Below are 22771 nucleotides of genomic sequence, written 5' to 3'. Positions count from 1 at the left end.
CCGGCACCTCCAGCCGGTGCTCCGACGTGCTTACGGATTCCGAACGGCGGCCTCGCCGTCGGCGCCGGGGAGGCGGGCCGGTGGGAGGGTGGGCGGCGTGATCTCCCGTACCGTCCCGCCCTGCCTCCTCGCCCTCGCCGCCCTGGTCACCGCCCTGGCGCTGACCGTCGACCGGAGCGCCGCCCTGCCGCTCGCCGGCTGGTACGTCCTCGATGTCGCCCTGTTCGCCGTCGCGGTGCTGCTGCTGCGCAAGGTGCCCGGCGGGGCGGTGGTGCCGCTGGTCCTGGCCGGCTCCGTCGCCGTGGCCGCCGTCGGGCTGCTGGCCCCGCCGCGCACCAGCGACGACGCCTACCGCTATGTCTGGGACGGCCGGGTCCAGGCGGCCGGGATCTCGCCGTACGCCCGCACCCCGGACGATCCGGCGCTGGCGCGCTTGCGCGATCCGGGGCTCTTCCCGGTGGGGGACGGGTGCGCGGGCTGGGACGAGCGGCGCACCACGGCGGGGGACTGCACCCGGATCAACCGGCCGGCCGTGCACACCGTCTACCCGCCGGTGGCGCAGGCGTGGTTCCTCGCGGTGCACCCGTTCGGCGGCGGGGTCCGCGGGGTGCAGGCGGGCGGGGCGGTCCTGGCGGTGGCGACCACCGGGCTGCTGCTGGCGGTGGGGCGGGAGAAGTGGCGGGCCGCGCTGTGGGGGTGGTTCCCGGGCCTGACGGTGTGGGCGGTCAACGACGCGCACGTGGACACGCTGGGCGTCCTGCTCACGGTCGCCGGGCTGGGCTGCGCGGTGCGGGGCGGCGCGGTGCGGGGCCGGGCGGCGCGGGGACGGGCCGTCCGCGGCGGGCTCCTGCTGGGCGGCGCGGTCGCGGCCAAGCTGCTGCCCGCCCTCGCCCTCCCGGGCGCGCTGTCGGGTCTGCTCGCCCGGCGCCCGGACCGGAACGACGTGCTGCTCCTCGGATCCGCGCTCGGCGCCTTCGCGCTGTCCTACCTGCCGTACGTGCTGGCCTCGGGCACCTCCGTACTGGGCTACCTGCCGGGCTACCTGCGGGAGGAGGGCTACGAGCAGGGGCACATCGACCGGTTCGGACTGCTGCGGCTGGTGCTGCCCGACCGGCTGCTGCCCTGGGCGGCGGCCCTGGTCCTCGCGGCGGTGGTGGCCGCCGTCCTGCGCCGGGGCGACCCGCGGCGGCCGTGGTCCGGGGCGCTGCTGGTGACGGGCACGGCGCTGCTGCTCGTCGCGCCCTCCTACCCGTGGTACGGGCTGCTGGTGGTCGCCATGGTCGCGCTCGACGGCCGCTGGGAGTGGCTGGCCGTCCCGGCCGCGGGGCAGGCGCTCTACCTGACGGGGGGCCAGGAGGCGCAGCAGCTCTCCTACGGAACGGCGCTGTGCGTCGTCCTCCTGGTCCCGCTGCTGCGGCAGCGCCGCACGGGGCGGGCGGCCGTGGCGGTGGGCGCCGAGAAGTGACGGAAGTCTGACGGACCGGCGCCGGCCCTGGCCGTGCCGCCTCCCGGCTGGTCGAATCGGCGGCGTGAGCGAACAGATCGAAGAGGACCGGGGAACGCCGGTCGGCCGCCGTACGGTGCTGGGCCTGCTCGGGCTCGGCGCGGCGGGAGCCGTGGCCGGCCCGTACCTGCAGAGAGCCCAGGAAGCGGTGGCCGGGAAGGACCCGACGGGTCTGGCCGGCCTGCTGCCGGGAGGCGGCGGCTTCCGGTACTACTCCGTGGTCGGCTCGGTGCCGGTCAAGGGCCCGGACACGTACACCCTGACGGTGAACGGGCTGGTGGACCGCCCCGGCAGCTACCGGCTGGCCGACCTCCAGGCGATGCCGCAGCGCCGGATCGTCCGGGACGTGCAGTGCGTGACCGGGTGGCGGGTGCCGGACACCCCGTTCGAGGGCGTGCCGCTGGCGCACCTGCTGGACGCCGCCGGAGTCAGGGCGGGCGCCGCCGCGGTGCGGTTCGACTGCTTCGACGGCGAGTACACCGAGAGCCTCACCCTGGAGCAGGCCCGGCGTGACGACGTGGTGGTCGCGCTCAAGCTCCAGGACGCGCCGATCCCGCACTCCCACGGCGGCCCGGTGCGGCTGTACGTGGCGCCGATGTACTTCTACAAGTCGGCCAAGTGGCTGTCCGGGATCACCGTCACCCGCACGGTGGAGCCGGGGTACTGGGAGCAGAACGGCTATGACGTCGACGCCTGGGTCGGCCGCTCGAACGGACGTGACGATGCGCCGACCGCCTGACCGCGTGCTCCGCTTCACCCGCGCCGAGCGCTGGGTGCACCGCGCCACCGCGGGCCTGATGCTGATCTGCCTGGCCACCGCCGCCTGCCTCTACCTCGCGCCGCTGGCCGAACTGGTCGGGCGCCGGCGGCTCGTCGTCACCGTGCACGTGTGGTGCGGCTCGGCGCTGCCGGTACCGCTGCTGCTCGGGCTGGCCTTCCGGGCGGTGCGGGCGGACGTGACCAGGCTGAGCCGCTTCCACCCCGTGGACCGGCAGTGGCTGCGGGCGGCCCGGGCCCGGGTGCCGCACCGGCCGGCGGGGAAGTTCAACGCCGGGCAGAAGCTCTACGCCCAGTGGACGCTCGGCGCCATGCTGACGATCCTCGGCACGGGCCTGCTGATGTGGTTCACCCACCTCACGCCGACGGTCTGGCGGACCGGCGCGACCTTCGTCCACGACTGGCTCGCGGTGGCCATCGCCGTGGTGACCGCCGGGCACGTCCGGATGGCCCTGCGGGACCCGGAGGCCCGGCGCGGGATGCGGACGGGGCTGGTGGACCGGCGCTGGGCCGAGCGGGAGCACCCGCAGTGGCCGGTGCCGGGCGGGGACCGCGTGGGGGCGCGGGAGTAGCGGGTCCCCCCGGGCGGGCGTCCTCCGGCCCGGGGGGGCGCCTACCGGGGGGACGCTTCTCGTCAGCGCGGACGGGCCGCCTTCCGGAAGGCGAGGAAGTGCCGGCCGTGCGAGGACCAGCGCTCGGTCTCGACGAGCCCGGCCCGCTCCGCGCGCCGGGTGGTGGCCGTCGCACCGCAGCGGGCCCAGGCGAACGGCGGTCCGACCCGCCCGTCGGCGCCCTCGACCCGTACGGTGATCCGCTCGTCGACCTCGGCCGGCTCCACCTCGACCAGCAACACGGCCCCCGGGGCGAGGAGTTCGGCGCTGCGGCCGAGCAGCAGCCCCGGGTCGCCGCCGATGCCGAGGTTGCCGTCGGCGAGCAGCGCGCCACCCCAGCGGCCCTCCGCGGGGAGCCGGTCGAACACCGACCGGCGCAGGGCCGGCCCGCCGAGGCTCCTGGTCCGGGCCACCGCGGCTCCGGTCACGTCGACACCCAGCGCCGGCACGCCCAGGCCCAGCAGGGCCGCGACCAGCCGGCCGGGGCCGCAGCCGAGGTCCACCACCGGCGCGGCCAGCCGGGTGCAGCGCAGCAGCAGCCCGTGATCGGCTCCGGCGGCGGGTGCGCACCAGCGTTCGACGTCGAGCGGGATCCGGCGGCCGTCCTCGCCGCGGAGCCACAACGGGCCCCGGCCGGCGCGGACGGCCTCGGCGAACGGGTCGTCCACCCACGCCTCGGACGCGACGGTCACCCCGCCACCTCCCGGGCGGTCCCGATCGACCGCAGGCAGGCCGCGAACCTGCCGTCCGGGGCCTCGGCGGCGACCTGCCGCGCGTCCAGGACGGTGTCCACGTCGGTGACCACCGGGAGCCGGCCGACCGCCAGGCCTTCCGCCGCCAGCCGGTCGAGCAGGGCCCGCCCGGTGTCCGGCGTGGACATCGGCACGCCCAGGAGCAGCCGCCGGGCCAGCCGCTCGGTGGGCCTGGCCAGCCCGAGCGCCCAGAACCCGCCGTCGGCGGCCGGCCCGTACCAGGCGTCGACGCCCGTACGCCCGGCGGGCGACAGGGACTCGGCGAGCAGCGCGGCGTCCAGCTGCGGGGTGTCCATGCCGACCAGCAGGGCGGGCGCGTCCGGGGCGAGGACGGCGGCCGCCGCGAAGGCCGCCGCGAGCCGGGCGTCCAGCCCGCCGCCCGACTGCGGCACGACCTGCCAGCCGGGTGGGAGCCAGTCGCCGACGGCGCCGTCCAGGACGAGCAGCCGCCGTCCGGCCGGCATCCGGGACAGGGCGGCGAGGGTGTCGGCGAGGGCGGCCTCGGCCAGCGCCGCCGCCTGCTCGGGCGTGCAGGGCGGGGTGAGGCGGGTCTTCACCCGCCCCGGGACCGGCGACTTGGCGATCACCAGCAGGGTCGGGGCCGGTGCGGCCAGGACGGCCCGCATGTCGCGGACGGCCTGCCGGGTGCCGCGCACGGTGCCGGTGACCTTGGAGCGGCCCGCGCGCGGCAGGTAGTCCACGGGCGTCTCGGCGATCCGCATCCCGGCCGCCGACGCGGCGAGGACCATCTCCAGGGGGTAGCCGGAGCGGCGGTCGCCCAGGCCCAGGGCCAACAGCCGGTCACGGCGGGCGGCCCGCATCGGCCCGAGGTCGTGCAGCGGCGCTCCCGTCCTCGCCCGCAGCCGGCGGGCCAGGAACGCGTTGGCCAGGCGGGCGTGGAGCGGCCACGCCCCGACGGTCGCGGGGCGGCGCCGGCCCAGCACCAGGTCCGCGGCGCCGGCGAGGACGGGGGCGGTGACCCGCGGCAGCTGGGCGGGATCCAGCGAGCCGTCGCAGTCCATGAAGCAGACGAACTCGGCGGTGGCGGCGAGCAGCCCGGCGTGGCAGGCGGCGCCGAAGCCGCGTCGCGGTTCCTCGACGACGGTCGCGCCCAGCGAGCGGGCCAGCTCGGCGGAGCCGTCACGGGAGCCGTTGTCGACGACGACGGCCCGCCAGCCCGGCGGGACGCGCCGCAGCACCCAGGGCAGGGCCTCGGCCTCGTCGAGGCAGGGCAGGATCAGATCGGCACGTGGCAGCGGGGGAGTCGGAGAGATCACGTCGGCCACGCTAGGGGCGGGCGGGCCCGTGGCGGCCGAACCGCGCCCTTACGGAAGTCGTACGTCAGCTCGCCGGCGGAGGAAGCCGGTGTTCGGCCGGAGGGAGCGGCGTCCGGCTTGAGCCGCGATCTTACGGAACGCGAACGTCGACCCCGGTGCGGCACCCCGGGACGGCCCACGACTCGTATCCTCGGCGGGGTGAACGACAGCCCCGCCTCCGCCGCACCGCCGGACCCCGCCCGCATCCTGGTGATCGACGACGACCTCACCGTGGGCGAGGTCGTCGCCGGCTACCTCACCCGGGCCGGCCACCACGTCGACCGGGCCGTCGACGGCAACCGGGGCCTCGACCTGGCCCGCGCCCACCGCCCCGACCTCCTGGTCCTGGACCTCATGCTCCCCGGGATCGACGGGCTGGAGATCCTGCGCCGGCTGCGCGCGACCGAGGACGGCGCCGACCTCCCGGTGGTCATGCTCACCGCCCGGGGCGACGAGGCCGACCGCATCCTCGGCCTGGAACTGGGCGCCGACGACTACGTCACCAAGCCCTTCAGCCCACGGGAACTCGTCCTGCGGGTCCAGTCCGTCCTGCGCCGCGCCCGCGCCGGCGCCGGCGCCGCCACGACGCCCGCCCCCGTGCGGCTGGTGTCCGGGGACATCACGCTCGACCCGCGGGCCCGCCGGGCCGACCGCAAGGGGCGTGAACTCCTGCTCACCCTGCGGGAGTTCGACCTGCTCGCGTTCCTCCTCCGGAACCCCCGGACGGTCTTCGCCCGGCAGGAGCTGATGCAGCGGGTCTGGGGCTGGGACTTCGGCGACCTGTCCACCGTCACCGTCCACGTCCGCCGACTGCGCGAGAAGATCGAGGACGACCCCGCCGCACCGACCCTGATCACCACGGTCTGGGGCGTCGGATACCGCTACGACCCCGCGACGGACGGTCGCCGCGACCCGATGACCGACGGTCGCCACGACCCCGCGACGGACGGTCGCCACGGCCCCGTGACGGACGAGAAGGACGGCCCGGCGTGAAGGACCTCCTGCTGATCGCCCTGTTCGCGGGGCTCGGCGCCACCGGCGCCGGACTGCTCGGCTGGCTGGCCGTACGGCTGCTGCGCCGGCGCTCGGTGGCGCTCTCGCTCTTCTGCGTGGCCGTCGTCACCGTCCTCGCCGTCACCTCCGGGACTTTCGCCGTCGCCCAGGCGATGTTCCTGTCCGGGCACGACCTCGGGGTGGTGATAACCGTCCTCGGCATGGCGTCCGTGGTCTCGCTGCTCACCGCCGCGCTGCTCGGACGCCAGGTGGTGGCGGGCAGCCGCGCCCTGACCGCGGCGGCCCGCACGGTCGGGAGCGACACCGGCTTCACCGCGCCCGACCACCCCCTCGGGCTCGAACTGGCCCAGCTCAGCGAGGAACTCGCCGCCACCAGTGCCCGGCTCGCCGAGTCCCGGGCCCGGGCGCAGGCGCTGGACGCCTCGCGGCGGGAGCTGATCGCCTGGATCTCCCACGACCTGCGCACCCCGCTCGCCGGGCTGCGCGCCATGGCCGAAGCCCTGGAGGACGGGGTGGCCGACGAGCCGGAGCAGTACCTGACGCGGATCCGCGCCGAGGTGGAGCGGCTCACCGGCATGGTCGACGACCTCTTCGAACTCTCCCGCATCCAGGCCGGCGCGCTGTCCCTGACGGTGTCCCGGGTGTCCGTCTACGACCTGGTCGACGACGCGCTGGCCGGCGCCCACCCGCTGGCCCGCCGGCGCGGCGTCCGGCTGGAGGGCCGTCAGGTCGCCGCCGAGCCGGTCGAGGTGGACAGCCGCGAGATCACCCGGGTGCTGGGCAACCTCCTCGTCAACGCGATCCGCTCGACGCCCGAGGACGGCGTCGTGGCGGTCTCGGCCCGCCGGGAGGTGGACGAGGTCGTCCTCTCGGTCACCGACGGCTGCGGAGGGATCCCGGAACAGGACCTCTCCCGGGTGTTCGAGACCGGCTGGCGCGGCAGCAGCGCCCGGACGCCGCGGCGTGATCCCGGTGAGGGCGGGGACAGCGGGGCCGGGCTCGGCCTGGCCATCGTCCGCGGCATCGTCGAGGCCCACTCCGGCCGGGCCCGGGTGCACAACGTCGCCGGGGGCTGCTGCTTCGAGATCGCGCTCCCGGCGGCGCGCGGGTAGGCGGGGCCGCGGGGGGGGGTAGGCCCCTGGGCGGTCAGGCCCGCAGGGCCGCGGCGGCGAACTCGGCCATCCCCGCGCGGAACGGCACCCGGGCCCGCCAGCCCAGCTCCGCCCGCAGCCGGGAGGAGTCGGCGGTGATGTGCCGGACGTCCCCGAGCCGGTACTCGCCGGTCACCACCGGCGCCGGCCCGCCGTGGGCGTCCGCCAGCGCCCGGGCCATCTCGCCGATGGTGCGCACCTCCCCGCTGCCCACGTTGTACGCCCGGGCGTGGCCCGGCGGCCGCTCGCGGACGTCCGCCAGGGCGGCGAGGTTGGCCGCCGCGACGTCGTCGACATGGACGAAGTCCCGGCGCTGGCCGCCGTCCTCGAACACCCGGGGCGCCTCGCCGCGGGCGAGCGCCGAGCGGAACAGCGAGGCCACCCCGGCGTACGGGGTGTCGCGCGGCATGCCCGGGCCGTAGACGTTGTGGTAGCGCAGCGCCAGGACGGATCCGCCGCAGGCGCGGGCCCAGGCGGAGGCCAGGTGCTCCTGGGCGAGCTTGGTCGCCGCGTACACGTTCCGGGGATCGCCCGGCGCCTCCTCCGCCACCAGGCCCGGCCGGAGCGGGGCCCCGCACACCGGGCACGGCGGCTCGAACCGGCCCGCGTCGAGGTCCTCCGGCCGCCGCGGACCGGGCGCCACGGCCCCGTGCTCCGGACAGGCGTACCGGCCCTCGCCGTAGACCACCATCGATCCGGCCAGGACCAGGTTCCGCACCCGTGCGCGGGCCATCGCGGACAGGAGCACCGCCGTACCGAGGTCGTTGCAGCCGGCGTACGCGGGCGCGTCGTCGAGGTCGAGCCCGAGGCCGACCATCGCCGCCTGGTGGCAGACCGCGTCCACCCCGGCCAGGGCGTGCTCCACCGTGGCCGCGTCCCGTACGTCGCCGTGCCGGAAGTCGACGCCGGCCGGCAGCTCGGGAGCCGACCCCGACGGGTGGACCGCGGGCAGCAGCGCGTCCAGCACCCGGACCTCGTGGCCCGCGGCGGCCAGGGCGCGCACGACCGTCGAACCGATGAACCCGGCGCCGCCGGTGACCAGAATCCTCATGACCTGGGACGCTACCGGCCGGCCCGCCCACCGGGCCGTCGCCACGGGACGGCGTCAGCGATCCGTAAGGCCTGGCGTTCCCCGCCGGGTACGGGAAATGGGGTGGCGATCGCACGTGTGATCGATAGGCTTCGCGCCGATCAAGCTGACACACAAGGTGGTTGACGATCCGTCCGGTCCGTCCGGTTCGACCGGTCCGTCCGGTCCGTCGTCGTCGGCACGAACGTGAGGACTACTGATGAGCGACCCGATCATCGTCGTGGGTGCGGGCCCGGTGGGGCTGACCGCCGCGTTGGAGCTGGCCAGGCGCGGGGTGCCGGTGCGGATCGTCGACCGGCTGGCAGAGCCCACCACGGAGTCGCGCGCCATCGTCGTGCACGCCCGCAGCCTGGAGATGTTCGAGCGGCTGGGCCTGGTGGACGAGCTGATCCGGGCCGGGGTCCGGACCACGGGGATGGAGATGCACGCGGACGGCGAGGTGGTGGCCCGGATCGCCCTCGACCTGGTGGACAGCCCGTTCCCGTACTCGGTGACCGTCGCGCAGACCGAGACCGAGCGCATCCTCACCGCGGCGCTCGCCGGTCACGGCGTCACCGTCGAGCGCGAGGTGACCCTGACCGGCCTGACGCAGGACGAGCACGGCGTCCAGGCGGTGCTGGAGCACGCCGACGGGCGTCAGGAGGCCGCCGGTACGGGCTGGCTGGTGGGCGCCGACGGCGGGCACAGCCAGGCACGCAAGCTGGTCGGCAGCGCCCTCGCCGGGAAGTTCAAGGGCGAGAAGTTCCTGATGGGCGACGTGAACGCCGACCACGACCTCGACCCGCACAGCATGTACACCTTCTTCTCGCCGCACGACGGCCCGCTGCTGGTCTTCCCCATGGAGGGGGACCGGCTGCGACTGATCGCGAACATCCCCACGGACGAGCAGCGCACCGCCACCCGGGAGTGGCTGCAGCAGGTGGTGGACGAGCGCGCCGAGCGCCCGATCCGCATCCGCGACTCCCGCTGGCTCACCGTCTTCGAAGTGCACCACGCCCAGGTGCCCGAGTACCGGGTCGGCCGGGTCCTGCTGGCCGGCGACGCGGCGCACGTGCACAGCCCGGCCGGCGGCCAGGGCATGAACACCGGCATCCAGGACGCCCACAACCTGGCCTGGAAGCTCGCCCTCGTCAGCACCGGCCAGGCCGGCCCGGCCGTACTGGACAGCTACCACGCGGAGCGCCACCCGGTCGGAGCCCAGGTGATCCAGTTCGCCGGCACGCTCACCCGGGTCGCCACCCTCGCCAACCCGATCGCGCAGAAGCTGCGCAACAAGGGGATGCACCTGCTCACCGGCCTCGCCCCGGTCCGCCAGGCGATGGCCGACCGCACCGAGGAGACCGCGGTCGCGTACCGCAGGAGCCCGATCGTGGTCCGGGGCCGCGGCGGCGGCGACCTGCACGCCGGTGACCACCTCCCCGCGGCCGGCCCGGAGCTGCGCGCGGCGCTCGCCGGAGCCCACGAGCACGTGCTGCTCACCGTGGCGGTCGACGGCTCGGCACCCGCACCGGTGAGAGGTCTGACGGTACGTCAACTCCTGGTCGGCGCCAACGCCCCTGCCTCGACGGGCTACGACGCCGCGCTCCAGGACCCCGACGGCCACGCGGCCGCCCGCTACGGCCTGCCGAACGGCGGCCGGATCATGGTCCGCCCGGACGGCTACGTCGCCGCGATCGCCCCACTGGACGACGACGCGCCGCTGCACGCCTACCAGGCGCTGCTGCGGGCGTAGGGCCCGTCTTCGAACCACCGCCGGGGTGGGCCCCGCCGGCCCACCCCGGCCAACCGTCACCGATGCCGTGATGTGGCGCACGATCCCTTGACCGGATCTTTGCGGTTTCGCCATGATGAGCCGTCATGTTCTGACTCCGCCGTCGGGGGAAGTCCGGTCCGAATCCGGCGCTGACCCGCAACGGTAGGCCGCCGACCCGCGTCGGTGGCGAGCCCGAGTACCCGTCGGCGGAGGTGTGTCGTCCCCTCCTCCCGTCGTGGTCTGCGGGCCGGAGCTCCGAGGGCTGCCCCGGCGCGTTGCCGACGTCCTTCGGGCCCCTGCGTCCAGGCCCGGAAAGGCACTCCATGCCCGCGCTCCGCCGCACCCTCCTCCGCCCGCTCGGTCTGCTCGCGATACCCGCCCTTGCCCTCGCCACCGCGCTTCCGGCCGCCACCGCCGCCCAGGCCGACACGACGTCGTCCCGGACCGTCCGTCCGGACGCCGCCGCGGCCGGCTGGCTGGCCCGGCAGCTCGTCGACGGGGACCACTTCGAGTCCGTCTTCAACGGCACCGCCTACCCCGACCAGGGCCTGACCGTCGACGCCGTGCTCGCCTTCGCCGCCTCGCACAGCTCCGACCAGGCCGCCGCCAAGGCCACCGCCTGGCTGGCGAAGCCCGAGGTGATCAGCGGCTACCTCGGCGACGGCACCACCGAGGCCTACGCGGGCGCCACCGCCAAGCTGCTGCTGGCCGTCGAGGTGCGCGGCGGGAACCCGGCGGGCTTCGGCGGGGTCGACCTGCCGGCCCGGCTGCGCTCGCTGCAGACCGCCGAGGGCCGCTTCTCCGACCGCTCGCAGTGGGGCGACTACAGCAACGCCTTCGGCCAGTCGCTGGCCCTGATCGCCCTGCACCGTACGCCCGGTGACGCCCCGGCGGCGGCCGTGGACTTCCTCGCGAACAGCCAGTGCGCGGACGGCGGCTTCCCCGTCTCCTTCGGCCAGACCTCCTGCACCAGTGACTCGGACGCCACCGCGCTGGCCGTCCAGGCCCTCGCCGCCACCGGCCGCACCACCAAGGCGAACGCGGGCCTGACCTGGCTGACCGCCCACCAGAACGCCGACGGCGGCTTCGCGGCGGCCGGGGCGACCGCCTCCAACGCCAACACCACCGGCCTGGCAACGCAGACGCTGCTGGCCGGCGGGCACTACGGCACCGGCCTCAAGGGCTGGAGCCGGCTGGTGAAGTTCCAGCAGGGCTGCTCCGCCGACCCGGCGGCGCGCGGCGCGGTCGCCTACGACGCGTCCGGCTTCAACGGGGCCACCGGTGCCCGGGCCACCGCCCAGGCCGTCCTCGGCCTGGCCGGCACCCCGCTGGCCACCCTCTCGGCCGCCGGGGCGCGCCCCGACGCGCCCACCCTCGCTTGCCCGGCCCCGGCCGCACGCTGAACTCGCCTGACATCAGGAGGACTTCACTCATGACCGGTACCTTCACCCGGGCCCGTGCGGCCCGCCGTGCGCTCGGCTCCGTCGCCGCCGTCGCGGCTCTCACCGCCGGCCTGCTCGGCGTCTCCGCCGTCCAGGCCCCGCAGGCCCGGGCCGCCTCCTGCGACGGCACGACCGGGGTCACCGTCGTGGTCGACTTCACCGCCGTCGGCGGCGGCATCGAGACCGGCTGCGCCCCCGGCGACCCGGCCAGCGGGCTCGCCGCGCTGACCGGCGCCGGATTCTCGTACGCCTTCCACCCGCGCTTCCCGGGCTTCGTCTGCAAGATCAACGCCTTGCCGACGACCTGCACCAACCCGACCGGCAGCGCCTACTGGTCGTACTGGCACGCCCAGCACGGCGGCCCCTGGTCGTACAGCAATCTGGGTGCGGGCAGCTACAACCCGGCGCCCGGCGACGTCGAGGGCTGGTCCTTCGGGGCGGGCGCCCAGCCGGGCGTCACGGCGCCCTGACACCCGCCCGCCGGCACGCTCTCGGCCGTCCCGGGGCGCCGGCGCGCCCTCCGACGTTCCGGACCGGCGGCACCATGGCGACGCGGGTGCCGCCGGAGCCCGGGGCGGCGGTCTGACGGTCCGTTGACTCCGAATCCAGCACTGTGGTCTGATGAAACGATTTTTGCCCTCGGCATTCAGGGGAAGCCGGTCCGACTCCGGCGCTGACCCGCAACCGTAGGCCCACCACCCGGTGGGTGAGCCGGAATGCCTGGACCGGGGGCCTGTTCACAGAGCACTTGCGTCGTCGCGGACTACGACGCGGTCAGGGCGGTCCCCCCTTCCCGGGGTGACCGCAGGCTGCGCCGTTGTCTCCCGCGTCGACCGACCAGGGAGTCGTCGTGAGGGTCAGCACCAGTCGCACACGTCACAGGAACCGGGACCTCGCGTCGCTGGTGGCCGCCGGCGCCGTCACGGCCGCCGCCTGCGGCACCGTCCTGCTCGGGCACGCCGGCGCCGCGACCGCCGCCCCGGCGCCGACCGCCACCAACGGCGCCCCGGCGGCCGCGTCCGCCGGAAGGACCCCCGACGCCGCCAAGGGCAGCGCCTACCTCACCGACCCGGCCCGTCTGATCGACGGCCGCTACTACGAGGGCTTCCCGGCGTTCGCCGACTTCGGCCTCACCGTCGACGGCGCCTACGCCCTCGCCGCCACCGGCACGGACGACGCCGCGCTGCGGAGGATCGTCGACTTCCTGGACCAGCAGGGCAAGGACGCCAGCGAGCGCACGGTCAACGACTGGACGGCCATCGGCACCGAGTACGCCGGCGGCGGCTCGATCGGCAAGGAGGCCCTGCTCGCCGAGGCGGTCGGCCGCGACCCGCGCGCCTTCGGCGGCCACGACCTGATCGCCGCCCTCGCCGGCCTGGTGTGCACCAAGGCCGACGCGAACACCGGCTGCGACGCCCCGGGGAACTACACCTACGCGACCTCGGTGTTCTCCCAGGCGCTCGCCGTCATGGCCCAGCTCCGGGCCGGGGAGTCGACCAGCGCCGCCCCCGCGATTGCCTACCTGAAGGGCCTCCAGCACCCGGACGGCTCCTGGCCCAGCCTGATCCCCGCCACCGGCGACTCCGACGTCGACAGCACGGCGATGGCCGTGATGGCCCTCGCCCTGGTGCCCGGAGGCGAGGCCTCCCAGGCCGTGGAGAAGGGGCTCGGCTGGCTCGCCGCCCGGCAGCTGCCCGACGGCGGCTTCCCCGGCGCGGCCGGGGACTCGACCAACTCGGCCGCCCTCGCCGTCCAGGCCATGACGCTGCGCCAGTCCTCGTACGGTGCGCAGATCGGCAAGGCGCTGGACTTCCTCGCGGGCCAGCAGAACGGCGACGGCGGGTTCAACGTCGCCGCAGCGGGGCAGCGGGGATCGGACGTCCGGGCCTCGACGCAGGCGCTCGGCGGTGCGACCGGCATCTCCTTCGGCACGCTCTCCCGGAACCTGAACGGAACACCGACGCCGACGCCGACGCCGACGCCCACCGGGACGGGCACCCCGACCGGCACACCCACGGGTACACCGACAGGTACGCCCACGGACACCCCGACCGGGACGCCCAGCGGGACTCCCTCGGGCACGCCGAGCCCGACGGGCTCCGCCACGACGACGGCGCCCGCCCCGGCGTCCACGTCGCCTTCGACTCTGCCTTCGACCTCGCCCTCGACCTCGCCCTCGACCTGGCCCGATGGGCTCGACATCCCGGCCGGGGACGGCCGAGCCCCCGCCGACGGCGCGCCGGCCCGGACCGGTTCCGGCAGTCTCGCGAGCACCGGGAGCCAGGCCCTGGCGCTGACGGCCGGCGCCGGTGCGCTGACCGCGCTCGGCGCCGCAGCCGTCCTGGTCGCCCGTCGCCGGGCCGGTGGCGCCGCGGGGCGGCACCGGTGAGCCGGGGACCGGGCTCGCGCTCCGGGCGGCTGTCCGGGGCGGCGGCGCTGACCTTCGCCCTCGCCTGCGGCGGCGTCGCGGGGGGCACCGCCCCGGCGTCCGCGGCGCCGCTGCCGATGGACCAGTGCACCCCGACCACCGGCGTGGTGCTGGCCGTGGACTTCGGGAAGTGGGGCGGCCCGCTGCTGCGTTCCTGCGGGAGCACCCCGACCACCGGCTACGCCCTGCTCAACCAGGGCGGTTGGAAGACCACCGGCACCAGCCACGACGGCCCGGCGTTCATCTGCCGGATCGGGTACAGCGGCTTCCAGGGCGGCAAGCAGTTCCCGACCCCGGACCAGGAGAAGTGCGTCCTGACGCCCCCGGCCACGGCCTACTGGTCGTACTGGCACGCCGACCCCGGGCAGTCCACCTGGTCGTACAGCCAGCTGGGCGCGATGCTCTACCAGCCCAAGCCCGGCAGCGTCGACCTGTGGATCTTCGGCGGGACGAACATCGAGGGCACCGAGGGCCGCCCGACCGTCTCGCCGGACAGCCTGCGCGCCCACGACACCACGCCGGGCGGCTCGGGCACCGGCGCCCAGCAGCCTCAGCCACCCCAGCCGCCGGCGGGCGGCGGGTCGACGGGTGCCACCGGTACGACCGGCGGCTCCGGCTCCGGCGCCGGGGCGGCTTCCGGCGGCGGTACCGGCCGCGCCCCGGCCCCCGCCAAGCCCCAGCCGGGCGGAGCCCGTCCGCCCGCGCCCGCCACGACCCCCGGCACCGCCGCCACCCCCGAGGACGGCATCACCCCGCCCGGGGCGCCCGAGCCGGCGCCCGTGCCCGCCACCGTGGTGCCGGTCGAGCCGTCCGCCGCGCCGCCCACGGACACCCCGAGCGAGCAGCCCGGCCCGCAAACGGCGGCGGCCGCGCCGACGCCCGGCCCCGCGGTGCCCGGCAGGGTGATGGACGCCGCCCCGGTGGCCGACGCCCCGCACGACTCCGGCTCGATGCTCCCCGCCGTGGTCGGCGCCGTCCTGGTCGTGGCGCTCGGCGTGGCCACCGTCGTCACCGCGCGCCGCCGCCGACGGGCCGAGTGATCGCGTGACCGTGCTCGACAAGCGGACCGTGCCCGACACCGTGACCGTGCCCGACGAGCGGACCGGGGGAGGCCGGCGCAGCCCGCGCAACCTGCACCCGCTGGCCTGGTGGACCTGGGCGCTGGCCCTGGCGACGGGGGCCAGCCGCACCACCAACCCGCTGCTGCTCCTGCTCGTCCTCGCCGTGCTCGGCTACGTGGTCACCGCCCGCCGCAGCGAAGCCCCGTGGGCGCGCGGGTTCGCCTACTACCTGTGGCTGGCCCTGACCGTGGTGGCGATCCGGGTGGTCTTCCGGTGCGTCTTCGCGACCGGCATCACCCCGCAGGACCACCTGCTCTTCTCGCTGCCGCACATCCCCACGCCCGCCTGGTACGCGGGGATCCGGATCGGCGGCCCGGTGTCCTTGGAGGCCACGCTCTCCGCGGCCTTCGACGGGCTGCGGCTGGCCTGCCTGATCTGCTGCATCGGCGCCGCCAACACCCTGGCCAACCCGAAGCGGGCCCTGCGCGTGCTGCCGGGCGCCCTGTACGAGCTGGGCGTCGCCGTCACGGTCTCCCTGAGCGTCGCGCCGCAGCTGGTGCAGAGCGTCCAACGCGTCGCGCGGGCACGCCGGTTGCGCGCCGGGCAGCGCAAGGGCGTGCGCGCGCTGCGCGGCATCGTGGTGCCGGTCCTGGAGGACGCGCTGGAGCGTTCGCTGCACCTGGCCGCCGCGATGGACTCGCGCGGCTACGGCCGCTCCGGCACCGCCTCGCGCCGCTCCCGCCGGCTCACCGGCGCGCTGATGCTGCTCGGCATGTGCGGCCTGTGCGCCGGGGTGTACGGGCTGCTGGACGGGACGGCCCCGGCCGCGCTCGGGCTGCCCGCCTTCGTCGCGGGCGCCGTGCTCTGTACGGCGGGTCTCGTCCTCGGCGGGCGCCGGGTGCGGCGCACCACCTACCGTCCGGACCGCTGGCGGGCCGCCGAGTGGGCGGTCGCCGGGTGCGGGGTGGCCGCCGCCGTGCTGCTGTTCGCCACGGTCGGCTACGACGCGACCGACCTCAACCCCTCGCTCTACCCGCTGACCTGGCCGGCGCTGCCGCTCGTCCCGGTGCTCGCCCTGCTGCTGGCGGGCGCCGCCGGGATCGTCTCCCCGCCGCCCGGGCGTACGCCGGAACGAGCAACCGACGCCCGCCGAACCGGCACCGACCGCACGACCTCCGAGGTGAGCACGTGATCCGATTCGACCGGGTCGGCGTGGTGTACGACGGCGAGACCACGCCCGTCCTGCGCGACGTCGACCTGCACATCCCGGAGGGCGAGCTCTGCCTGGTGGTCGGCCGCACCGGCGTCGGCAAGTCGACCCTGCTCGGCGCCGTCAACGGCCTGGTGCCGCACTTCACCGGCGGCACCCTGCGGGGCCGGGTCACGGTGGACGGCCGGGACACCGCCCACCACCCGCCGCGCGAACTGGCCGACGTGGTCGGCGTGGTGGGCCAGGATCCGCAGGCCGGCTTCACCACCGACACGGTGGAGGAGGAACTGGCCTACGTCATGGAGCAGTTGGCCATCCCGCCGGAGGTCATGCGCAAGCGCGTCGAGGAGACCCTGGACCTGCTCGGCCTGGCCGAGCTGCGCCACCGCGCCCTGTACGAGCTCTCCGGCGGGCAACAGCAGCGCGTCGCCATCGGGTCCGTCCTCACCGCCCACCCCCGCGTCCTGGTCCTGGACGAGCCGACCTCCGCGCTCGACCCGACCGCGGCCGAGGAGGTGCTGGCCGCGGTCACCCGGCTGGTGCACGACCTCGGTGTGACCGTGCTGCTCGCCGAGCACCGGCTGGAGCGCGTCGTCCAGTACGCCGACCGGGTCGTCCACCTGCCCGGCGACGGGACCGTCGTGCACGGGCCGCCGGCGGAGGTCTTCCGGGAGACCGCGATCGCGCCGCCCGTCGTCGACCTCGGCCGGCTCGCGGGCTGGCAGCCGCTGCCACTGTCCGTACGGGACGCGCGCCGCGCCGCCGCGCCGCTGCGGGAGCGGCTCACCGACGTGCCCGTTCCCCCGCCGCGCCGGGCAGCGGTGGCGGGGGAACGGGTGCTGGACGCCCAGGGGGTGGTCGTCCGGTACGGTCCGGTGGCCGCCGTCCGGGAGGTCGGGCTGGAACTGCGGGCGGGCGAGGTCACCGCGCTGATGGGCCGCAACGGCTCCGGCAAGTCCTCGCTGCTGTGGGCCCTGCAGGGCTCCGGCCCCCGCCAGGGCGGCAGCGTGAAGGTCACCGGCACCGAGGGCGAGAAGCCCGAGGACCCCAAGCGGCTCTCCGCGGCCCGGGCCCGGCAGCTGGTCGGGCTCGTCCCGCAGACCCCCACGGACCTGCTGTACCTGGAGACGGTCGCCCAGGAGCTCGCCCAGGGCGACCTGGAAGCCGGCCGCACCGGCGGGCCGAGCGCACGGCAGATCCTCGACCGCCTCGCCCCCGGCATCCCGGACGGCACCCACCCCCGGGACCTCTCCGAGGGGCAGAAGCTGGCCCTCGTACTGGCCATCCAACTGTCCGCCGCACCACGGGTGGTGCTGCTGGACGAACCCACCCGGGGGCTCGACTACCAGGCGAAGGAGGCGCTCACCGGCATCGTGGACGCCCTCGCCGCCGAGGGCCGGGCCGTCGTGGTGTCCACCCATGACGTCGAGTTCGTCGCCTCCGCCGCCGACCGGGTCGTGGTGATGGCGGAGGGCGAGGTCGTCGCCGACGGCCCCACTGCCGAAGTCATCGTCGCCTCACCGACCTTCGCCCCGCAGACGGCCAAGATCCTCGCGCCCCTGGCCTATCTGACGGTACGTCAGGTCGCCGGAGTGCTGGAGACCGGGGAGACCCCCCGATGACCGCCGTCCGGATCCCGGGCCGGGCCCGGGTCGTGGTCGCCCTCGCCGCCTTCATCGGACTGACCGCCTTCACCTGGCCCTTCGTCGTCGCCCCCGGGAAGTTCGGCTCGAACTACGCCCCGCCGCTGATCTTCGGCGCCCTGCTCGTCCTGGTGCTCGCCGTCGTGATCGCGGAGATCTCGGCCGGCGGCATCGACGCCAAGGCCCTCGCCATGCTCGGCGTGCTCTCCGCCGTCAACGCCGGACTCCGCCCGCTCGGCGCCGGGACGGCCGGGGTGGAGACCGTCTTCTTCATCCTCGTCCTGGCCGGCCGGGTCTTCGGCCCCGGCTTCGGCTTCACTCTCGGCTGCACCTCGCTGTTCGCCTCCGCCCTGCTCACCGGCGGCGTCGGCCCCTGGATGCCCTACCAGATGTTCGGCTGCGCCTTCGTCGGCATGCTCGCCGGCCTGCTGCCGAAGGTCCGGCGGCGCCGCTGGGAGGTGCCGATGCTGGCGGCCTACGGGGCGTTCTCCGGCTACCTGTTCGGCTTCCTGCTCAATCTCTCCTTCTGGCCGTTCTCGACCGACCCGAACAGCTCCATCGCCTACCTCCCCGGCCTGCCGTTCACCGAGCAGTGGCACCGCTACCTGCTGTTCGACCTGGCCACCTCGCTCGGCTGGGACACCGGCCGCGCCGTCACCACCTTCACCGCCGTCCTGGTCGTCGGACCGGCCGTCCTCACCGTCTTCCGCCGCGCGGCCCGCCGCGCCAACTTCGAGCCGACCGTACGCTTCGAGCCGACCGTACGCTTCGAGGTCCCGGACGCGCCCGGAACGGCCTGACACCCCGGCGGACGCGCTACCCGCGCGTCCGCCGGGGTGCGGTGGCCGGGCGGTTCAGCCCGTGCGGTGGACGTGGAAGCCGCGCCCGCTCTTGCGGCCGAGGAGGCCCGCCTCGACCATGCGGGAGAGCAGCGGCGGCGGGGCGTACAGCGGCTCCTTGTACTCCTCGTACATCGAGCGGGCGATCGCCTCGACGGTGTCCAGGCCGATCAGGTCGGCGAGGGCGAGCGGGCCCATGGGGTGGGCGCAGCCGTGGACCATGCCGGCGTCGATGGACTCGGGGCTGGCGTGCCCGGCCTCGGCCATCCGGATCGCGGCGAGCAGGTAGGGCACCAGCAGGGCGTTGACGACGAAGCCGGCCCGGTCCCGGGAGTGGACGACGTGCTTGCCGAGGACGTTCGCGGCGAAGTCCTCGATCCGGCCGACCACGGCGGGGGAGGTGTGCAGCGAGGTGACCAGCTCGACCAGGGGCATCGCCGGTGCGGGGTTGAAGAAGTGCAGGCCCAGGACGTGGGAGGCCCGGCCGGTGGTGATGCCCAGGCGGGTGACCGGGATGGCCGAGGTGTTGGTGGCCAGCACGGCGTCCTCGTCGACGAGGACCTTGTCCAGGGTGGTGAGCACCTCGGTCTTGACCCGCTCGTCCTCGACCACGGCCTCGACGACGAGTTGGCGGTCGGCGAGCGCCTCCGGGTCGTCGGCGAACAGCAGGTGGGCCCAGGCGTCGGTGCGCTGGCGCTCGCTGAGCCGGCCCCGGTCGACGGCGCGGTGCAGGGAGCGGTCGATCCTGGCCCGGGCGGCGCGCAGGGCGTCCCGGCCGTTCTCGCAGACGACGGTGTCGAGCCCGGCGCAGGCGAAGACCTCGGCGATGCCGGAGCCCATCAGCCCGGCGCCGACGACCGCGACGCGGCGAATCTCGTTCATGGTGTGCACTGCCTCCGTGGTGGGGCGGCTCAGGCCGCGGTGCGGATCCGTACGAGGTGGCGGGCGTAGGCCTCGGTGGTGAGGAAGGCGGGCAGGTCGGCGCCGAGGGAGGTCTCTTCCAGGATGCGTACGGCGTCGTCCACCCGTGCCGGGTCGCAGCCCTCGGCGAGCAGCGCGGCGCGTTCCCGGTCGATCAGCCGGCGCACCAGGTCGGGGGTGGCGAGTGAGCCGCCGGTGAGCCGGGTGCAGTGGTGCTGCCACTGCCAGATCTGGCAGCGGGCGATCTCGGCGGTGGCGACGTCCTCCATCAGCCCGAAGACGGCGACCGCGCCGGAGCCGCCGAGCCAGGCGACCAGGTAGCTTAGGGCGACCGCGACATTGGCGCGCAAGCCCTGTTCGGTGGGCAGCCCGGCGGTGAGCCGCTGGACGCCCAGCAGGTGGGCGGCGGTGACCTCGACGTCCGTGCGGGTGCGGTCGAGCTGGTGCGGGCGGTCGCCGAGGACGGCGTCGAAGGCGGTGCGGCAGGTGTCGACCAGGCCGGGGTGGGCGACCCAGGAGCCGTCGAAGCCGTCGCCGGCCTCACGCTCCTTGTCGGCGCGCACCTTGGTCAGGGCGACCGCGTCGGCGGCCGGGTCGCGCTGCGGGATCGCGGCCGCCATGCCGCCGATGGCGTGGGCGCCGCGCCGGTGGCAGGTGCGCACCAGCAGGTCGGTGTAGGCGCGCAGGAACGGCTGGGTCATGGTGAGGGTGGAGCGGTCGGGCAGGACGTACCGGGGGCCGTGCTGGGCGAAGTTCTTGATCAGGCTGAACAGGTAGTCCCAGCGGCCCGCGTTGAGACCGGCGGCGTGTTCGCGCAGCTCGTGGAGGATCTCGTCCATCTCGAAGGCGGCGGTGACGGTCTCGATCAGGACGGTGGCGCGGATCGTCCCGTGCGGGATGCCGAGCTCGGCCTGGGCGAAGGTGAAGACCTCGTTCCAGAGGCGGGCTTCGAGGTGGTTCTCCAGCTTGGGCAGGTAGAAGTACGGTCCGGAGCCGGCCGCGATCTGCGGCCGGCCGCAGTGGAACAGGTAGAGGCCGAAGTCGACCAGGGCGCCGACGGCCGGGCGGCCGTCGATCAGGAGGTGCTGCTCGTCCAGGTGCCAGCCGCGCGGGCGGACCACGATGGTGGCCGGGGTGTCCCCGATGTAGTACCGCCGGCCCTCCGGGGTGGTGTCGTCGATCCGGCGCTCGATCGCGTCGATCAGGTTGAGCTGGCCGGAGACGAGGTTGTGCCAGGTCGGCGAGGTGGCGTCCTCGAAGTCCGCGAGCCACACCTTCGCACCGGAGTTGAGGGCGTTGACGGTCATCCGGCGCTCGGGCGGGCCGGTTATCTCCACCCGGCGGTCGTGCAGGCCGGGGCCCGCACCGGCCACCCGCCAGGAGGAGTCCTCGCGGACGGCGCGGGTCTCCGGGAGGAAGTCCAGGGAGCCGCCGGCGGCCAGGGCCGCGGCACGGCGACGGCGTTCCGCGAGGAGTTCGGCGCGGCGGGCGGCGAAGGCCTCGTGCAGACGGGCCACGAAGTCCAGGGCGGCGGGGGTGAGGATCTCGTCGAAGCGGTCCTCGGGTTCTCCGAGGATCTCGACGCGGCTGGGCTGGCTCATCCGGTTCTCCAGGAGGCGGGGGCAGGGTGGGAGGCAGGTGGAAGGCGCCCGGGGCCTCGTCCCTCAACGAGGCCCCGGGCGGCGGGTGGACGGCGGCTCGTCCCTCAACGAGGCCGCCGGGGTCGGCGGTCGGGCGCCGCTGGGGTGGCTCAGTGGAACTGCTCGGCCTCGGTGGAGCCGGTGAGCGCGAGGGTCTCGGCGTTCGGGTTGAGTGCGGTGGAGACCAGGTCGAAGTAGCCGGTGCCGACCTCGCGCTGGTGCTTCACCGCGGTGTAGCCGTCCGGCGCGGCGGCGAACTCGGCCTCCTGGAGGTCGACGTACGCGGTCATGCCGTGCTCGGCGTAGCCGCGGGCCAGCTGGAACATCGAGTGGTTGAGGGCGTGGAACCCGGCCAGGGTGATGAACTGGAAGCGGTAGCCCATCGCCCCCAACTCCCGCTGGAACTTGGCGATCTGGTCGTCGTCCAGAGCGGCCTTCCAGTTGAAGGACGGCGAGCAGTTGTAGGCGAGCATCTTGTCCGGGTACTCCGCCTTGAGCGCCTCGGCGAACTCCCGGGCCTGGGCGAGGTCCGGGGTGCCGGTCTCCACCCAGATCAGGTCCGCGTACGGTGCGAAGGCGAGGCCGCGGGAGATCACCGGGGCCATCCCGGGCTCGACCCGGTAGAAGCCTTCGGCGGTGCGCTCACCGGTGCAGAAGCGGGCGTCGCGCTCGTCGACGTCGGTGGTCAGGAGGTTGGCGGCGAGCGCGTCGGTGCGGGCCACGATCAGGGTCGGCACGTCGGCGATGTCGGCGGCCAGGCGGGCGGAGTTGAGGGTGCGGATGTGCTGGGCGGTGGGGACGAGCACCTTGCCGCCGAGGTGGCCGCACTTCTTCTCGGAGGCCAGCTGGTCCTCGTAGTGGATGCCGGCCGCGCCGGCCGCGATCATGCCCTTGGTGAGCTCGAAGGCGTTCAGCGGGCCGCCGAACCCGGCCTCGGCGTCGGCGACGATCGGCACCAGCCAGTCCGGGCCGTCGTTGCCCTCGGCGGCGTCGATCCCGTCCGCCCGCAGCAGCGCGTTGTTGATCCTCCGCACCACCTGGGGAACGGAGTTGGCGGGGTAGAGGCTCTGGTCGGGGTAGGTCTGACCGGCCTGGTTGGCGTCGGCGGCGACCTGCCAGCCGGACAGGTAGATCGCCTGCAGCCCGGCCTTCACCATCTGCACCGCCTGACCGCCGGTCAGCGCGCCGAGGGCGTGGACGTAGTCCTGCTCGTGCAACTGGTTCCACAGGCGCTCGGCGCCGCGCCGGGCCAGGGTGTGCTCCTCGCGCACCGTGCCCGACAGCCGGACCACGTCGGCCGCCGTGTAGGTGCGCTCGATGCCCGCCCACCTGGGGTCGGAGGCCCACCGGGCGGCCAGCGCCGCCGCCTGCTGCTCCTGCTGCTGCCGAACCGACTGCGTCATGGGTCTGCTCCCGGGTGTTCGTTGCGAGGGTTGTTCGCTGTGAGGTGCGTTCGCTGCGAGGTGCGCTCCTTGCGAGGTGCGCGCATGGAGAAGGGCGCGCTCGTTGCGAAGGATGTGAGGCACCTCACCGCGAGGGTGAGTGGGCGGCCGGGTGGTGCCGGGCGGCGGTGGAACACCGCGGGACGTGGACGCCCGGACAGCCCACCCGACCGCGAC

The 22771-nt window shown here is 75.4% G+C and carries 19 protein-coding genes, 1 pseudogene and 1 riboswitch; of the genes and pseudogenes, 13 read left to right on the top strand and 7 right to left on the bottom strand.

Going from position 1 to position 22771, the window contains the following annotated elements; all coding sequences use genetic code 11:
* Positions 1 to 97: 97 nt before the first annotated feature.
* The 3 genes from ACYP53_RS19255 to ACYP53_RS19245 all read left to right on the top strand — a co-directional run bounded on the left by ACYP53_RS19255 (position 98) and on the right by ACYP53_RS19245 (position 2853).
* Positions 98 to 1465 (top strand): hypothetical protein, encoded by a 1368-nt coding sequence (locus ACYP53_RS19255; RefSeq protein ID WP_459648240.1) that lies wholly within the window; start codon positions 98 to 100, stop codon positions 1463 to 1465.
* A gap of 64 nt (positions 1466 to 1529) precedes the next feature.
* Positions 1530 to 2243: a molybdopterin-dependent oxidoreductase gene (locus tag ACYP53_RS19250; RefSeq protein WP_459648239.1), complete on the top strand. Its 714-nt coding sequence runs from the start codon at positions 1530 to 1532 to the stop codon at positions 2241 to 2243.
* Positions 2185 to 2853, top strand: a complete 669-nt coding sequence (locus ACYP53_RS19245; protein ID WP_189914163.1) for a cytochrome b/b6 domain-containing protein — start codon at positions 2185 to 2187, stop codon at positions 2851 to 2853. Before ACYP53_RS19250 ends, ACYP53_RS19245 begins: the two co-directional genes overlap by 59 nt.
* Positions 2854 to 2915: 62 nt before the next feature.
* On the opposite strand, the gene ACYP53_RS19240 is transcribed toward ACYP53_RS19245, so the two are convergent.
* The 3 genes and pseudogenes from ACYP53_RS19240 to ACYP53_RS19230 all read right to left on the bottom strand — a co-directional run.
* On the bottom strand, positions 2916 to 3584 hold the full coding sequence (locus tag ACYP53_RS19240) for a class I SAM-dependent methyltransferase (protein WP_189914162.1): 669 nt from the start codon (positions 3582 to 3584) through the stop codon (positions 2916 to 2918).
* Positions 3581 to 4108, bottom strand: a complete 528-nt coding sequence (locus tag ACYP53_RS19235) for a DUF2064 domain-containing protein (RefSeq protein WP_229928428.1) — start codon at positions 4106 to 4108, stop codon at positions 3581 to 3583. The genes ACYP53_RS19240 and ACYP53_RS19235 overlap by 4 nt, the downstream gene beginning before the upstream one ends.
* Before the next feature lie 96 nt (positions 4109 to 4204).
* Positions 4205 to 4930 (bottom strand): annotated as a pseudogene (locus tag ACYP53_RS19230) (glycosyltransferase family 2 protein); the annotation flags it as partial.
* 189 nt (positions 4931 to 5119) lie between these two features.
* On the opposite strand from ACYP53_RS19230, the gene ACYP53_RS19225 reads away from it, so the two are divergent.
* Both ACYP53_RS19225 and ACYP53_RS19220 read left to right on the top strand, forming a co-directional pair.
* Positions 5120 to 5953, top strand: coding sequence for a response regulator transcription factor (locus ACYP53_RS19225; protein ID WP_459648238.1), 834 nt, complete (start codon positions 5120 to 5122; stop codon positions 5951 to 5953).
* Positions 5950 to 7086 carry a sensor histidine kinase gene (locus ACYP53_RS19220; protein WP_189914160.1) on the top strand — a complete coding sequence of 379 codons (1137 nt, stop codon included), beginning with the start codon at positions 5950 to 5952 and terminating at the stop codon, positions 7084 to 7086. Before ACYP53_RS19225 ends, ACYP53_RS19220 begins: the two co-directional genes overlap by 4 nt.
* A 34-nt stretch (positions 7087 to 7120) precedes the next feature.
* Here ACYP53_RS19220 and ACYP53_RS19215 read toward each other — a convergent pair whose 3' ends face one another.
* Complete coding sequence (locus ACYP53_RS19215; RefSeq protein ID WP_459648237.1) at positions 7121 to 8176, bottom strand: NAD-dependent epimerase/dehydratase family protein; 1056 nt, start codon at positions 8174 to 8176, stop codon at positions 7121 to 7123.
* Between the two features lie 238 nt (positions 8177 to 8414).
* Between ACYP53_RS19215 and ACYP53_RS19210 the strand changes: the two genes are divergently transcribed.
* From ACYP53_RS19210 to ACYP53_RS19175, 8 genes are all read left to right on the top strand, one after another.
* Entirely contained in the window at positions 8415 to 9947 is a 1533-nt protein-coding gene (locus ACYP53_RS19210) for an FAD-dependent monooxygenase (RefSeq protein ID WP_459648236.1), read from the top strand.
* 123 nt (positions 9948 to 10070) lie between these two features.
* A riboswitch (cobalamin riboswitch) is annotated at positions 10071 to 10190 on the top strand.
* A gap of 101 nt (positions 10191 to 10291) precedes the next feature.
* Positions 10292 to 11371 carry a peptidase gene (locus ACYP53_RS19205; RefSeq protein WP_459648235.1) on the top strand — a complete coding sequence of 360 codons (1080 nt, stop codon included), beginning with the start codon at positions 10292 to 10294 and terminating at the stop codon, positions 11369 to 11371.
* Positions 11372 to 11400: 29 nt separating this feature from the next.
* Positions 11401 to 11880: a flagellar hook-length control protein FliK gene (locus ACYP53_RS19200; protein WP_459648234.1), complete on the top strand. Its 480-nt coding sequence runs from the start codon at positions 11401 to 11403 to the stop codon at positions 11878 to 11880.
* A gap of 380 nt (positions 11881 to 12260) precedes the next feature.
* Positions 12261 to 13799 carry a prenyltransferase/squalene oxidase repeat-containing protein gene (locus ACYP53_RS19195; RefSeq protein WP_459648233.1) on the top strand — a complete coding sequence of 513 codons (1539 nt, stop codon included), beginning with the start codon at positions 12261 to 12263 and terminating at the stop codon, positions 13797 to 13799.
* A complete protein-coding gene (locus ACYP53_RS19190) occupies positions 13796 to 14878 on the top strand; it encodes a hypothetical protein (RefSeq protein WP_459648232.1) in 1083 nt (360 codons plus the stop codon). The genes ACYP53_RS19195 and ACYP53_RS19190 overlap by 4 nt, the downstream gene beginning before the upstream one ends.
* A gap of 10 nt (positions 14879 to 14888) precedes the next feature.
* Entirely contained in the window at positions 14889 to 16091 is a 1203-nt protein-coding gene (locus ACYP53_RS19185) for a CbiQ family ECF transporter T component (RefSeq protein ID WP_459649787.1), read from the top strand.
* Positions 16088 to 17731, top strand: a complete 1644-nt coding sequence (locus ACYP53_RS19180; RefSeq protein ID WP_459648231.1) for an ABC transporter ATP-binding protein — start codon at positions 16088 to 16090, stop codon at positions 17729 to 17731. The genes ACYP53_RS19185 and ACYP53_RS19180 overlap by 4 nt, the downstream gene beginning before the upstream one ends.
* Complete coding sequence (locus ACYP53_RS19175) at positions 17728 to 18552, top strand: ECF transporter S component (protein WP_459648230.1); 825 nt, start codon at positions 17728 to 17730, stop codon at positions 18550 to 18552. Before ACYP53_RS19180 ends, ACYP53_RS19175 begins: the two co-directional genes overlap by 4 nt.
* A 54-nt stretch (positions 18553 to 18606) precedes the next feature.
* Here ACYP53_RS19175 and ACYP53_RS19170 read toward each other — a convergent pair whose 3' ends face one another.
* The 3 genes from ACYP53_RS19170 to aceA all read right to left on the bottom strand — a co-directional run bounded on the left by ACYP53_RS19170 (position 18607) and on the right by aceA (position 22555).
* On the bottom strand, positions 18607 to 19473 hold the full coding sequence (locus ACYP53_RS19170) for a 3-hydroxybutyryl-CoA dehydrogenase (RefSeq protein ID WP_459648229.1): 867 nt from the start codon (positions 19471 to 19473) through the stop codon (positions 18607 to 18609).
* Positions 19474 to 19502: 29 nt separating this feature from the next.
* Entirely contained in the window at positions 19503 to 21113 is a 1611-nt protein-coding gene (aceB, locus tag ACYP53_RS19165) for a malate synthase A (RefSeq protein WP_459648228.1), read from the bottom strand.
* A 149-nt stretch (positions 21114 to 21262) separates the two neighbouring features.
* Complete coding sequence (aceA, locus tag ACYP53_RS19160) at positions 21263 to 22555, bottom strand: isocitrate lyase (protein WP_459648227.1); 1293 nt, start codon at positions 22553 to 22555, stop codon at positions 21263 to 21265.
* Positions 22556 to 22771 lie beyond the last annotated feature (216 nt).

The sequence above is a fragment of the Kitasatospora sp. Ki12 genome (assembly GCF_054601375.1).
This window is presented reverse-complemented; position numbering and strand designations above follow the sequence as displayed.

Excerpts from the sequence above, each read along its gene's own strand:
- ACYP53_RS19200 (WP_459648234.1), top strand. The coding sequence starts at position 11,401 with ATGACCGGTACCTTCACCCGGGCCCGTGCGGCCCGCCGTGCGCTCGGC.
- ACYP53_RS19215 (WP_459648237.1), bottom strand. The coding sequence starts at position 8,176 with ATGAGGATTCTGGTCACCGGCGGCGCCGGGTTCATCGGTTCGACGGTC.
- ACYP53_RS19175 (WP_459648230.1), top strand. The coding sequence starts at position 17,728 with ATGACCGCCGTCCGGATCCCGGGCCGGGCCCGGGTCGTGGTCGCCCTC.
- ACYP53_RS19170 (WP_459648229.1), bottom strand. The coding sequence starts at position 19,473 with ATGAACGAGATTCGCCGCGTCGCGGTCGTCGGCGCCGGGCTGATGGGC.
- ACYP53_RS19235 (WP_229928428.1), bottom strand. The coding sequence starts at position 4,108 with ATGCCGGCCGGACGGCGGCTGCTCGTCCTGGACGGCGCCGTCGGCGAC.
- ACYP53_RS19210 (WP_459648236.1), top strand. The coding sequence starts at position 8,415 with ATGAGCGACCCGATCATCGTCGTGGGTGCGGGCCCGGTGGGGCTGACC.
- aceA (WP_459648227.1), bottom strand. The coding sequence starts at position 22,555 with ATGACGCAGTCGGTTCGGCAGCAGCAGGAGCAGCAGGCGGCGGCGCTG.
- ACYP53_RS19205 (WP_459648235.1), top strand. The coding sequence starts at position 10,292 with ATGCCCGCGCTCCGCCGCACCCTCCTCCGCCCGCTCGGTCTGCTCGCG.
- aceB (WP_459648228.1), bottom strand. The coding sequence starts at position 21,113 with ATGAGCCAGCCCAGCCGCGTCGAGATCCTCGGAGAACCCGAGGACCGC.
- ACYP53_RS19245 (WP_189914163.1), top strand. The coding sequence starts at position 2,185 with ATGACGTCGACGCCTGGGTCGGCCGCTCGAACGGACGTGACGATGCGC.